Here is a 12155-nt window from a genome sequence, read left to right on the forward strand (position 1 = left end):
TTAGCATGTATTAACACTTCACTGAAGTATCAAAATAAAAAAAGAGTGGCTATTTAAGCAACTCGTAAATTTTATATTCAATTAAGATTTGAATTCGTTCATGATTGCATTTATTGTATTAAACGATGCTTCTTTTATCGGAGTAGTATTTTCTTTATTCTCATTAAATGTAATTAAGGCCTTCCAAAGAGCCCACCCTCTTGTTCTATTCCAAGTATTTTCATCAACGTTTAAAACGTTTTTAAAAACGTTTCTACTAATCGAATCAAAAAATGTCCATGCCATTGCTGCATCACATGATGGATCACCTACTCCAAGTATTCCAAAATCAATGACCGCACATAGCTTGCCATTTTTTACAAGTAAGTTCCCTGGGGCAATGTCACCATGTACCCATACTTGTTCTCCTTCCCATTTGGAACTTAAAGCTGTTTCCCATATTTCTGTTAGTAAATCTTTGTTAAAAATCTCTTTCGTTTGTTCTATTGAATTTCTAGTTTCTTTGTCGTATACAGCTAAGTTTCCACCTCTAAAAAAATTATGCTTTCCTGCAATCGGCCCATGTTTTGCATCAATTGACTGGAACTCTTTTAAAAATTGCCCTACATCTTTTGCAAATTGACTTAGGTCACTTATGTTTTCTTTGCTAGACGCCTCGCCTTCAATCCATTCGTTAATTGTCCATGGCCAAGGATAGTTTTTACTCGGACGTCCTTTTGCTAACGGTTTTGAAATTGGTAAACTTAGTTTGTTCGCTAAAAAGGGTAACCATTTATGTTCTTTTTCAACTTGAGGAACATAACATTCTGCACTAGGTAATCTAACGCTCATTTGATCACCTAAATGGAATGTTCTGTTATCATTGCCACTTACTTCAACAGGTTTTATTTCTAAGTGAGACCAAATTGGAAATTGTTCTTTAATTAATTGTTTCACTAATTCAACATTTATTTTATCCATTTAATCTCCCCCCTTTTTGCAATCAAACTATAAAATTATATGTATTTTACTTTATAGTTATTAATATGAATGTAACGCCGAACTGATCTGTAACTGTTCCGAATGCGGGACTAAATGGTACTGATTCTAACGGGGCAATGACATGTCCACCTTGTTGTAATGATTTAAAAATGCGCTTTGTTTTTTCCACACTATCGATTGAAAGGTTAATCGTGACTTCTACTTTTTTATTTTCAGAAATAGATGTATTTGCCTGAGAATCTTTATCTATCACTGGTTTTGATTGAATAGGGGCATCGAATAACATAAGCTCACTTTCACCGATTTTTAAAATTGCATTTGCAACACTATTTTTTAGTGCTTCTGGACAAGGTATTGGCATTTCACCGTATGTTTGTATAGTTAGAACCTCTGCTTCTAGTTCTTTTTCATAAAAATGAACTGCTTCCTTAGCATTCCCAGACATAACAATACATGGTGTTATTTTTAACGTCATATTGCCCTCTCCTTATCTATTTCTTTCTAGCATTTACAGCTTTTTCTAATCGTGACATGGCTTCTTCTAATGTTTTACGTGTACATGCGTAATTCAATCTCATAAAACCATCTCCATTTATTCCAAAACCACGACCTTCATTTAATCCTAATTTTGCATCATTAATTATAAATTCGTTTAATTGGTCACCTTTTAGACCTAAACCTCTAAAATCAAGCCATCCTAGGTATGTCGCTTCTGTAACTCTCATTTTTACTTCTGGAATATTTGTTTTTAAGTAATGATCTATAAACTCTGCATTTTCTTTTAAATAAATCAATAATTCATCAAGCCATTTTTCACCTTCGTTATATGCTGCTATAACTGCCTCAATGCCAAAAATATTTAAGTTTTCTAAACTTGAACGAGCAATTGCATGAGAAAACTCTGTAAATAAATCTTGATTTGGAATAACAGCAAATGACGAAAAAAAGCCTGCAATATTGAATGTTTTGCTTGGAGACATAAATGTAATACTCATATTTGCTGCATCTTCACTTAATGAATAAAAAGGTGTGTGACTACCTTTTTTGTAGACTAAATCTGCATGTATTTCATCTGCAATTACTACAATTTTATTCCTTTTGCATATTTCAAACAAACCTGATAACTCTTCTTTCGACCAGACTCTTCCAACTGGATTTGCAGGACTACAAAGAATCATCATTTTAGTTTTAGAAGTGATCTTATTTTCTAAATCTTCTAAATCCATATAGTAATAACCATCTTCTTCAATTAAAGCATTCTCAACGATGTTTCTTCCATTATTTCTAATTGTACTGAAAAATGGAAAATAAACTGGTGGCTGAATGATAATTTCATCACCTGGTTTTGTAAAAGCATCTATTGCTAAATTTAAAGCAGGAACGACACCTGGAACGTTTGTTAACCATTCTCTTTTAATTGATGTACGATAACGTTTACTTGCCCAATTTATTGCTGATTCAAAAAATTCTTCAGGTATATGTCCATAACCATAAATAGGATGTTGAGCGCGTTTCGTTATAGCCTCTACAATCCCCGGTGCACATGCAAAATCCATATCGGCAACCCATAAAGGTAGAACATCCGTACATCCAAATACTCGATCAATTGAGTCCCACTTTGTACTTTTAGTATTTTTTCTATTATGTTCTTCATTAAAGTTAAAGTTCATTATTAATCCCCCACCATTTTTCAATCATCAATAGTATTTTCGTATCGATAATTTATATCCAAATTATACTATTTAACTAGAAAATTCAAATCTTATTTTTTATTTTAAAAAGTATGAAACGCCTTGCCGAGAATCACACTTTCTTAAAAAGGTGGGGTATATAAAATTCTCTTCTCGGTTTTTAATCTTACATGTTTATTTCAAAATCGATTTATTTTTTTCATCAAGCTAGCAAATAATAATGCACATCTACATGTGAATGGAGGATCTGTAATGAAAAAAGAAGATGAATACACTGATGATATGAATCAAATTTTAGAAGTGATCAATGCAAAAGGTGATACTGGTGAATTACTTGAAATTGTAGACAAATATAAACAAGCTGAAAATCCAGAATGTAATCATGACCTTTTTTATCAAGAACTAAGAGTAATTGCTGAGGATAGTGTAAAAGAAGATTAACAGTGCGTTAAATAAGTAGTGGAATCATATTAGTTCCACTACTTACTTTTTACGATTATATAAAACAAAATGATTGGTCGATTCGTTATATGTATTTCCAATAAAATTATAAACTATATTCTTCAGTTGGAATTTTACCTTTTAAAATGTCATATTCAGCTTTCATTTCACCAAACTTTTGTGGATTCCCATGGTCTAATGCATAATCAGGGTGCCAAAGCTTCGTGTATTCCCTCATTTGTTTCTTCCAAATTTCTTCACTATCATTCGGGTTGAAATACTTAAAATTATGTTTTTTATTTTTCTTAATTGAAGTAGAGTAATTTCTTAAATAATCTTCCCAGACTCTAGCCCAATCAACTATTTTCTTTTTATATTCTTTTGCTTTCTCAGCATTTTTCCTTTTTTCTTCTTTCTTCCAATCTTCCATTCTTTGACTGAAATCTTTAATACCTTGTTTTGAATTTTGCCATCTAAGCTCTGCATCTCTTATTTCTTGATCTGTTATATCCTCAATAACATTTTCATCGTTTAGCATTTCATTAAGATTTACTTCATTTTCTTTTGAATTTATATGTAGGTCATACATTTCTTCAATCATTTGTTCGATTAATTCAGCACTAGTTTTCCCTGTAAGTTGGGATAGCTTTTCCAGTTTTTCAGTGGATTCTATTTTAACTTTATGTGTTAAGTAGATGTATTTCGTTTTGTTTCTCAAGCACCTCAACTCCTTAATTAAATGTTACTATACTCCGATATCTCTATATATTAAATAATGAAGTCAATCTTGTTACATTCTTAAGGCTCATCTATTAATTGAAATGGAACTGGTCTAAAAATAAGCTAATATAAAATATTAATAAGAAAGTAAAACTTATTGGTATTTATGTCTTCATAACTTTTTTTGAAAGCAACTTGATTTTCACAACAAACATAGATCTTTTTTTTATTATCAATTTATTTTATTCGATATTAATCTATTGCAACCTTTCTTAATTCAATAATTATTTTTTATCAAGCTTGATAATTTTTTCGAAATTCTCAACTAGTACAAATTATTTATATAATTTCATTAAATAAATGATTTATTAGGGAGTGATTTCTATTATTAATCAATTTAAAAATATACCAACAACTTGTATTTCAGATGTAATGGATGGACTAAATAATATGGATCCATCAATAAAACCTATAAAGGAAGAATTTAAATTTACTGGAAGAGCATTGACTGTTAAAATCCCTGTTGGTGATAACTTAGCTGTATTGAAGGCTATTCGCGAAGCAAATCAAGGAGACGTCATCGTGATCGATGCAAAGGGGGATCAATACCGCGCAATTGCAGGTGACTTTGTTGTGGGAATGGCACAAACAATGGGTGTTAGTGCCATAGTTGTTGATGGGGTAATCCGGGATGTATGCGGTATTAAAAAATTAAATTTCCCAGTATTTTGTAAAGGAACAACTGTAGCTGCGAGTGGAAAAATTGGAATAGGTGAAATTAATATACCAATATCATGTGGAGGTGTATCAGTTAACCCAGGTGATATTATAGTTGGTGATGCAGATGGAGTAGTTGTAATCCCTCAATCCAAAGCAAAAACGATTTTAGAAAAATCACTAGATAAAATAAAAAAAGATGAACAAAGAGAAGAACAAGTATCTGGTAATATTGAAGCTATAAAATCGTATATTGATCGTATGCTTTTAAAGTAAATCGTATTATACTAAAAAAAGTTCTAATCGTTTCTTAGAAGAAACGATTAGAACCTTTTGTACGGATTAATAGACTACCAAAATAACCTCCTATGAATTGATAAAATAGGATTTCTCATTCAACCTAGACCTTGAATTAATTTATTAGCTTCACCCATTATTCCATATATTAAGGTTTCTACCGATTCCTCTTTAGCTAATCTAGGACTTTGTCCCGACCAGAGTGACATAAACTCTTTATTATTTTGTACCGAGGATGCTTTTCTCATCGATTGGGTAATCGTATTTTGTACGGGAAACTGTGGTAAATCTGCTTCGTATTTTTTCATTTCGGTAATAAATTTATTTTCGATTCCTCTTGCCCATTTTCCTGAAAATGCACGGGTCAAAACTAATTTGTCTTCAGTAGAATTTAAAATAGCATTCTTATGTACTTCATGAGCCCCACTTTCAAAACAAGTTAGAAAAGCGGTACCCATTTGAACAGCTTGAGCCCCTAAACAAATAGACGCCATTAAACCTCTTCCGTCCATTATTCCTCCTGCTGCAATAACAGGAATAGTAACATGATCAACTACTTGTGGAATTAGCGACATTAATCCAATTAAACTTTCCTCATGATTGTTTAAGAAATGACCACGATGTCCACCTGCTTCACTACCTTGAACGACAATTAAATCCATTCCTGATTTCTCAATTTCAATTGCTTCATTTACAGTAGTGGCTGTTCCAATCAAAATAATATTATGAAGCTTTAACTCATTAATTATTTCCTTTGAAGGTATACCGAATGTAAATGAACAGATCGGAACAGCTTCTTCAATGATCACATTTATTTGTTCGTGAAATGTATCATTAAAACGATTAAAATTTTGAATTTGAATGCGATCATTTTGCTTTATCTTTAATTCTTCATTAAAAGGTTGTAATAAATCATTGGAATTTGAAATCTCATTTTCATTTACTATAAAATCATTTGGAACAAATAAATTAATTCCGAAGCTTTTATTCGTTAACGTTTTTATTTCTCTAATTTGTTCACGTATTTGTGATGGAGTCATATAGCCTGCTCCAATTGTACCTAAAGCTCCACAATTTGATACTTCAGCTACAAAATTTGAGGTTGTGATTCCACCAGCCATCGGAGATTGAATAATTGGATAGTTTATATTTAAAAGTTCAGTTAGTTGATTTTTAAACATGATTTCACCTCTATTAAATTTAACTTTTTCTACTCACCAAAAAAAGTCCCGAATAGTATAGCAACACTACACGGGACTTTACTTATTATTTTAGTACATTCGGTGATTTTGAGGGTACATTTACGCCTAGATTTAAAAGTCCATGTCCTTCCTCAAACCTACTGTATCCGATTGGTACTGTATGACTTATTAACAGTTCAAACAAATCTGGTTCAGTGATCTTCTCATTATTCTCAGACTCAAACTGCTGAATTAATAATGCAATTGCTCCTGATACATGTGGTGTTGCCATTGATGTACCAGAAAGAGAAGCATATTGATTTGTCGGATAAGTAGATAAAATCTTTTCTCCTGGTGCGACTAAATCAATTTCATCGTTTGTATTACTAAAGTTGGATAAACGTTTTTGAAGACTTACCGATCCAACTTCTATTACTTCATCATAAGCACCCGGATAGCTATATTCATTGGTTGAGCCATCCCCATCACCTTCGTTACCAGCTGCGCATACAACGGCTATATTTTGTTTTACCGCTCTTTGAATCACTTCATGTAACGAAGAATCATCCACTGGACCACCTAATGACATTGAAATAACTCGAACAGTTTCACCATTTGAGCCTCTCCAATTCGTCGCATAATCAATCGCTTGTACAATTGATTCAATACTTCCTTCCCCAGCACCAGTTAGCACTTTTAAAACGAGGAGTTTTGCTTTTGGGGCTACTCCTACAACACCTTCTCCATTTTCAGAAGCTGCAATCGTTCCACAGACATGTGTACCATGACCGTTATTATCTAAGAATACGTTAGGATCTCCACCGTAATCTTCGGTAAAATTATAACCACCAATAATTCGCTCTTGTAAATCAGGATGGTCCGTCTGACAGCCAGTATCAATAACTGCTACGACCACGTCTTCCCCTTGATACCCTTTGTCCCAAATGGATTTAGATTCAATTAAACGAACTCCAGGTGGTACTTCATTTATACTACCTTTAACTTCTTCCAGCTTGTAAGGTATTAATCTAAAATTAGACATGCATACCAACTCCTTTTTGGGATTTATTCATAAAGGATAAATCTTTGAGGTATAGTTTAATATTCTATATCCATCCATAATTTCCCTCTAAATAAATTTAATTTAATAAAAAATTAATTCTACTATGGTTCGAATTTAATAGACTCACCTAATTGAGCGATATCATAAATCTTCATTTAATACATAAAAACTTTATTAACTTTTACATCAGATCAATATTGGCTTAAAAAAATGGATATATAATCTAATCGTGTTAAGGCATTATTCAAAATAGGGGGAATAAAATGCTTACTAATTTATTAACTGAGATCAAATTTTGGTGGTTTGGAGAGTTACGAGAAGAAATAGAAGAAATAGAGCGAAATGAATCCAAGCATAATAGAGTTCGGTATGACTCTGATATTTATGAACTAATCCGTATCCAATAGAAGAAGATAAGGAACGATCTTTAGATTTACAATAGTTTTTAGTTTTATTCTACAATTCCAAAAGTGCTCTAAGGACCAAACATATAAGAGCACTTTTTTACTTTATCAATCTATTTTTTTATTAAATAATGTATGGGATCACATTATAAGAAATAATGTTTCGATCACGATACGTTTGAGTTATGACATCACTTTTTGTGCTTAATAGTCCATTTTGCAATAAGACTGGTTTAAATCCTCTTTCACTAGCTCCATTATACGTAAATAGAACACAATGTTCGGCCGCAAAACCAGCTATTATAACTAATTCAACATCATTTTCTTTCAAAATCTGCTCTAATTCAGTATTCCAAAATGCATTTGAATGTTCTTTTGAAACACAAATATCTTGTTCTTCAACTTTAATTTCTGGGATGAAAGAAATTAATTCAGAATTTATTTCATCTGCCCCTTCAATATCTTTAACATGTATGACTAAATGATTTTTTGATCGGATTAAATCAGCAACATAATTTATATATTCACAAGCACCTTCAACATTCAATGTCTCTTTTTTACCATCTAAAAAATTTTTTTGCATATCAATAATAAGAAAACCAATTTTCATTATTTATCCTCCATGACATTCTCTATTCCTTCTAAGTATTTATTCTATTTGTTTTATAATAGTCCTACCTAAAAAATAGGAAAACGATGAGTAATCTGTTTAATACCTGAAAAAAAACGATATTAATTGAAAAAATACAAAAATAGCATTGATCTTTTTATCAATGCTATTACTATTAAGTCTATTAATTAGCGTGTCAATTAAGTGATTGATTGTTTAATTTCTTTACTTCTATTTGACTGCCATTGATTGGTAATTTTTTTACACTATATTTTCTTAAATCCGTATTTGGCAAAGGTAGCTTCAATATATTAATAGTTTGATCGGCTGTTACTCCATTTTTGGTTTCAATCTGATTATGTTTCTTTAGTAATATATTAGACCTGTTTATTCCAATTGAATCAAAAGCTAAAAAACTAACATATAAACAAATAAGAAATATAGTAACAAGATATATTTTTTTCATAATGACCTCCTAACTTAATGCTTGTCCAAATTACAGTTAAGAGTATTTTATGAATTTTATTACGTTTTTAGAACTATAAAGGGGCCAATCCTTTCTAGAAGGTTTATCGATTTCCTTAATCTATATTAAGTTAATATTGTACTTTTCTACTAAATCTTTAAAAGCTGGCCGTTCATTTCCATCTCTTCCAATTATATGCGTTGCTGTTACCAATGAGTTTAAAACTGCTTCTTCTGTTGCTTCTCCTACAGCTCTGAATGCTAGATCAATATCTTCTTCATGTATAGTGGGAAGTGTAATGCAATGCGATGTTTTTTCATGAGGTATTTTTGTTGCAGTCGAAAAGCCAATGACGACTTCACCGCTTCCAGTTGTAATAATTGAGCCTGTTCTTGACAATCCCGTAACTGTTCTTTTAATGATTCGATTAAGTTGCCTTTCAGATACGGGAAGGTCCGTTGCAACAATCATGATGATTGAACCCTTATCTTGTTCTTCTCGTTCCTTTAAGATCAAATCTCTCAATTCTGCTCCAACTAGTTTTCCATTTACTTTTAAATCACTTAAAATCCCAAAGTTAGATAAGACTAAAACACCCATTGTGTATGTACCATGTTCCATCTTCATAACGCGCGAAGCTGTTCCAATCCCACCTTTTAATGAATAACAAAGCATACCCGTTCCTGCACCAACAGTTCCTTCTTTCACATCTGAAGAAGCGTTTCGTAATGCTTGGAAAACATGGTCTTTCGTAATAAATCTAGCACGTATATCATTTAAAAGCATATCATTACACTCACATATTACTGGGTTAACAGTTCCTGTCGTACGACCTATCTCTGGATTATGATCTAACATATATTCAATTAAAGCGTCTGCAGCAGTTCCAATACTTAGAGTGTTTGTTAAAATAATTGGTGTTTCGATCGTCCCCAACTCATTAATCTGAATCGTTCCCATCGACTTACCAAACCCATTAATTACATGAGAGGACGCGATTAACTTTTCCTTAAATAAATTTCCTTGATGAGGAAATATTGCTGTAACACCAGTTTGGATGTCTTGTTCACTAATCGTTACATGACCCACTGTAACTCCCTCAACATCCGTAATAGAATTAAGTCTTCCTGTTTCCAGGTACCCGATATTAACACCATAATCTCTGATTCTTTTTTGACTCATTAAAAATTCTCCTCCAACTTCGTATTATACAAGTGTCCTAGCATTTAATTAATTGATTTTAATTTCAGAAGTACAAAAAGCCCTTATTCAGAGCTTTTTAGTTAAAAGTAATCTTTTAAAATGTATCAGTGACTTTCTGTTAATTTCATTTTCTCTTTAAGCTATTAAAGGAATAAGTTAAAGAAAGTAATGCTCCAAATATTATTAGTAAAATCATCAATGAAGTGATTAATAGTATGATCCTTTTTGGAAAATACTTCCTACATAAATTGATTTCTCCTTTTATGATTAATCTTATGAATCATTTTAACAGATAACTTAGAAAATTTGATACTATCTCGATAAAAATAAAAAATTCAATTACTTTCCACGTCGCCCTCAATTTGAAATCCGTATATTATCAAAAATGGAAATTATTACCACATAGGGAAATAGAACTATTTTTATTTTCTAACATAATCTATATTAACCTTGTTTACTTGGTGGCATTGGCAAACAGATGCAAATCACTTTTATCTTCATGGTAAGAGTGATTTTTCTTTTAATTTTATTAATAACACAACGTAAAATTTTTCATCTGCTTCTGTGGATTCCATATTAAATTACCCTATTAAAATGCGCTAAAGAAGAGTTACTCCTGCAACTCTTTTTTAGCGCATTTATTTATTATAAAAATTACTGATTAAATTTATCTAACGTGTAATCATAATTAATTTCAATAAGTCCATCATTTAACGCAGTAAGAAATCTATTTACAGACTCAACTAATACCTCTGTATTAATATATTCTGTCGGTTCAAACAGTTGCCACACCGAATAAATCCCCCACTTGTCATCACCTTTATACAGGAAATTCATAAGATCTTCATTTCGATTAATTGATTCATAATTCATGTTATCTCTTGATCCATTTTCTACCTTTTGAACCCATTCACTTAATTGACTCGCAAACTCCGTAAGATTTAAATTAGGATCATGAAAAAATAACGTTTCATTTAAATAAATATTTAATGAGCCATCTATGTATTTACCAGTATTGGCAACATAAGCCGGTTCTGTAGGGATATAGTCATTTAATATAAACAAGAATTTTATATTCATAAAATTCTCCTTTCGTATGTAGTTCAATCTTAATTTGTGTATCTTCGTGCTTAGTTTGTATTGTTTCCTATTTTTGGTATTTCCCTCGATTTTATTTTACTTTTTCATCTTTTTATTTTTAGTTCGTAAAGGTATTTAATAAAACGAAAACTACTGTTTTACAATTGGGTCTTATCAAATTTTTACCAACTTATAGTTTATTAGTTAGAAATAAGAGGAAACCTTATATTAAAAAAGTTTCCTCTTATTTCCTTTATATTTTAATTAAAAATTAGAAAGGAACAATTTGAAATGCAAGAACAAATCGATGAATTAACTTTATTGTTATTATATTTAACAGCATTTGAAGAACACACTGTATCAGGTGTTTAATATAGCTAAAATTGTTTCTTCCTTAAATTTCACATTGGTGGATTCAAGTGACTCTCTAACGACTTTAAGATCCCGTTTATTCTGCGATTCGGTTGTTCCAGGTACAAGTCTAACGAAATTATTATTTTCACCACTTTTTGTCATTAAAATCCCAACAATATTCACTGAATCGTTAGCAATACCTTTTAATACACAATTTAAAGTTTCATCATTTACTATAAAAGTAAATTGGGTTCTATATTCAATATCAAACCTTATCTGATCAACTTTACGGCCATTAGAGCGATTCAAATTCTCCACATCCTAAATTTTTTTGTTTTTATTAAAGTATGTGAAAAAAATAAAAATGTTTTTGTTGAAGATTAAGCTTCCTCTTCACCCTTCGTTTCTTAAACACTACTAAAAAAACCCCTAATCATAAACAGCAGAACGTTTTAAACTGTCTATGATTAGGTGACAGAGAAATATTAATTTATTATTTTACTTCTAACTTAAGGTGTAAATGTGATTATATTCATATCTCTATTTATGGCCGATGCAGAAGTAACACTTACGCTTGTAGTAAATATTACTCTAAGACTATAAGTTGAAGTAGCATTTGCAGGTGCTATAGCAACTTGAGTACTTGCAAATTGAAACCTATGCGTTCCAGCTGTAGTTTGGTTTGTATTAAATACTCTAGTGTCTATTAATGTAGCATCTCTATATAGTCGTAGTTGAAAAGTAACTGTCCAGTTTGCAGTTACCACTAACTCAATCGCTGTTGCATAATCAATTTTAAGCTGCTGGTTTGCAAGCACAGCCTGAGTAATACTTACAATTGTTACTTCTGTATTAATTGGTGGGAATACAGCAATCGTTCCTGCGTTTTCTGCAAATGTTAAAGTCGGTCTTTGACCTGTTGGACCCGTTACTCCTGTTACTCCTGT

The 12155-nt window shown here is 31.4% G+C and carries 14 protein-coding genes and 1 pseudogene; 3 read left to right on the forward strand and 12 right to left on the reverse strand.

Annotation, left to right across the window (positions count from 1 at the left end):
- Nucleotides 1–81: 81 nt before the first annotated feature.
- From CN925_RS20965 to CN925_RS20975, 3 genes are read right to left on the reverse strand one after another with little or no spacing between them, the layout of a single operon-like run.
- Complete coding sequence (locus tag CN925_RS20965) at nt 82–960, reverse strand: aminoglycoside phosphotransferase family protein (RefSeq protein ID WP_098848729.1); 879 nt, start codon at nt 958–960, stop codon at nt 82–84.
- Nucleotides 961–1006: 46 nt separating this feature from the next.
- Nucleotides 1007–1456, reverse strand: coding sequence for a VOC family protein (locus tag CN925_RS20970; protein WP_098848730.1), 450 nt, complete (start codon nt 1454–1456; stop codon nt 1007–1009).
- Between the two features lie 16 nt (nt 1457–1472).
- On the reverse strand, nt 1473–2651 hold the full coding sequence (locus CN925_RS20975) for a MalY/PatB family protein (protein ID WP_098848731.1): 1179 nt from the start codon (nt 2649–2651) through the stop codon (nt 1473–1475).
- A gap of 273 nt (nt 2652–2924) precedes the next feature.
- Between CN925_RS20975 and CN925_RS20980 the strand changes: the two genes are divergently transcribed.
- Nucleotides 2925–3113, forward strand: coding sequence for a hypothetical protein (locus CN925_RS20980; RefSeq protein WP_098848732.1), 189 nt, complete (start codon nt 2925–2927; stop codon nt 3111–3113).
- A 106-nt stretch (nt 3114–3219) separates the two neighbouring features.
- Here CN925_RS20980 and CN925_RS20985 read toward each other — a convergent pair whose 3' ends face one another.
- Nucleotides 3220–3831, reverse strand: a complete 612-nt coding sequence (locus CN925_RS20985) for a hypothetical protein (protein ID WP_098848733.1) — start codon at nt 3829–3831, stop codon at nt 3220–3222.
- Between the two features lie 377 nt (nt 3832–4208).
- Between CN925_RS20985 and CN925_RS20990 the strand changes: the two genes are divergently transcribed.
- Complete coding sequence (locus CN925_RS20990; protein WP_286138584.1) at nt 4209–4826, forward strand: RraA family protein; 618 nt, start codon at nt 4209–4211, stop codon at nt 4824–4826.
- 119 nt (nt 4827–4945) lie between these two features.
- Here the strand turns inward: CN925_RS20990 and CN925_RS20995 are convergent, their stop codons facing one another.
- Both CN925_RS20995 and CN925_RS21000 read right to left on the reverse strand, forming a co-directional pair.
- A complete protein-coding gene (locus tag CN925_RS20995; protein ID WP_098848734.1) occupies nt 4946–6028 on the reverse strand; it encodes an NAD(P)H-dependent flavin oxidoreductase in 1083 nt (360 codons plus the stop codon).
- 85 nt (nt 6029–6113) lie between these two features.
- On the reverse strand, nt 6114–7070 hold the full coding sequence (locus tag CN925_RS21000) for a S8 family peptidase (protein ID WP_098848735.1): 957 nt from the start codon (nt 7068–7070) through the stop codon (nt 6114–6116).
- 284 nt (nt 7071–7354) lie between these two features.
- Between CN925_RS21000 and CN925_RS21460 the strand changes: the two genes are divergently transcribed.
- Entirely contained in the window at nt 7355–7498 is a 144-nt protein-coding gene (locus CN925_RS21460) for a hypothetical protein (RefSeq protein ID WP_180233037.1), read from the forward strand.
- A 121-nt stretch (nt 7499–7619) separates the two neighbouring features.
- Here CN925_RS21460 and CN925_RS21005 read toward each other — a convergent pair whose 3' ends face one another.
- The 6 genes and pseudogenes from CN925_RS21005 to CN925_RS21465 all read right to left on the reverse strand — a co-directional run.
- Nucleotides 7620–8105 (reverse strand): cysteine hydrolase family protein, encoded by a 486-nt coding sequence (locus CN925_RS21005; RefSeq protein WP_098848736.1) that lies wholly within the window; start codon nt 8103–8105, stop codon nt 7620–7622.
- 196 nt (nt 8106–8301) lie between these two features.
- Entirely contained in the window at nt 8302–8571 is a 270-nt protein-coding gene (locus tag CN925_RS21010) for a hypothetical protein (protein WP_098848737.1), read from the reverse strand.
- A gap of 120 nt (nt 8572–8691) precedes the next feature.
- The gene (locus CN925_RS21015) at nt 8692–9753 is read right to left on the reverse strand and encodes a DmpA family aminopeptidase (RefSeq protein ID WP_098848738.1); all 1062 of its coding nucleotides are present in this window, start codon (nt 9751–9753) and stop codon (nt 8692–8694) included.
- A gap of 675 nt (nt 9754–10428) precedes the next feature.
- Nucleotides 10429–10854: a DUF7878 domain-containing protein gene (locus CN925_RS21020; RefSeq protein WP_098848739.1), complete on the reverse strand. Its 426-nt coding sequence runs from the start codon at nt 10852–10854 to the stop codon at nt 10429–10431.
- Nucleotides 10855–11214: 360 nt separating this feature from the next.
- Complete coding sequence (locus tag CN925_RS21025) at nt 11215–11517, reverse strand: hypothetical protein (protein ID WP_098848740.1); 303 nt, start codon at nt 11515–11517, stop codon at nt 11215–11217.
- A gap of 200 nt (nt 11518–11717) precedes the next feature.
- A pseudogene (locus tag CN925_RS21465) lies at nt 11718–12155 on the reverse strand (hypothetical protein); the annotation flags it as partial.

It is taken from the genome of Bacillus sp. AFS055030 (assembly GCF_002574545.1).
Classification (GTDB): domain Bacteria; phylum Bacillota; class Bacilli; order Bacillales; family Bacillaceae_G; genus Gottfriedia.

Excerpts from the sequence above, each read along its gene's own strand:
- CN925_RS20970 (WP_098848730.1), bottom strand. The coding sequence starts at position 1,456 with ATGACGTTAAAAATAACACCATGTATTGTTATGTCTGGGAATGCTAAG.
- CN925_RS20975 (WP_098848731.1), bottom strand. The coding sequence starts at position 2,651 with ATGAACTTTAACTTTAATGAAGAACATAATAGAAAAAATACTAAAAGT.
- CN925_RS21015 (WP_098848738.1), bottom strand. The coding sequence starts at position 9,753 with ATGAGTCAAAAAAGAATCAGAGATTATGGTGTTAATATCGGGTACCTG.
- CN925_RS20995 (WP_098848734.1), bottom strand. The coding sequence starts at position 6,028 with ATGTTTAAAAATCAACTAACTGAACTTTTAAATATAAACTATCCAATT.
- CN925_RS21460 (WP_180233037.1), top strand. The coding sequence starts at position 7,355 with ATGCTTACTAATTTATTAACTGAGATCAAATTTTGGTGGTTTGGAGAG.
- CN925_RS20965 (WP_098848729.1), bottom strand. The coding sequence starts at position 960 with ATGGATAAAATAAATGTTGAATTAGTGAAACAATTAATTAAAGAACAA.
- CN925_RS21010 (WP_098848737.1), bottom strand. The coding sequence starts at position 8,571 with ATGAAAAAAATATATCTTGTTACTATATTTCTTATTTGTTTATATGTT.
- CN925_RS21020 (WP_098848739.1), bottom strand. The coding sequence starts at position 10,854 with ATGAATATAAAATTCTTGTTTATATTAAATGACTATATCCCTACAGAA.
- CN925_RS21005 (WP_098848736.1), bottom strand. The coding sequence starts at position 8,105 with ATGAAAATTGGTTTTCTTATTATTGATATGCAAAAAAATTTTTTAGAT.
- CN925_RS21000 (WP_098848735.1), bottom strand. The coding sequence starts at position 7,070 with ATGTCTAATTTTAGATTAATACCTTACAAGCTGGAAGAAGTTAAAGGT.
- CN925_RS20980 (WP_098848732.1), top strand. The coding sequence starts at position 2,925 with ATGAAAAAAGAAGATGAATACACTGATGATATGAATCAAATTTTAGAA.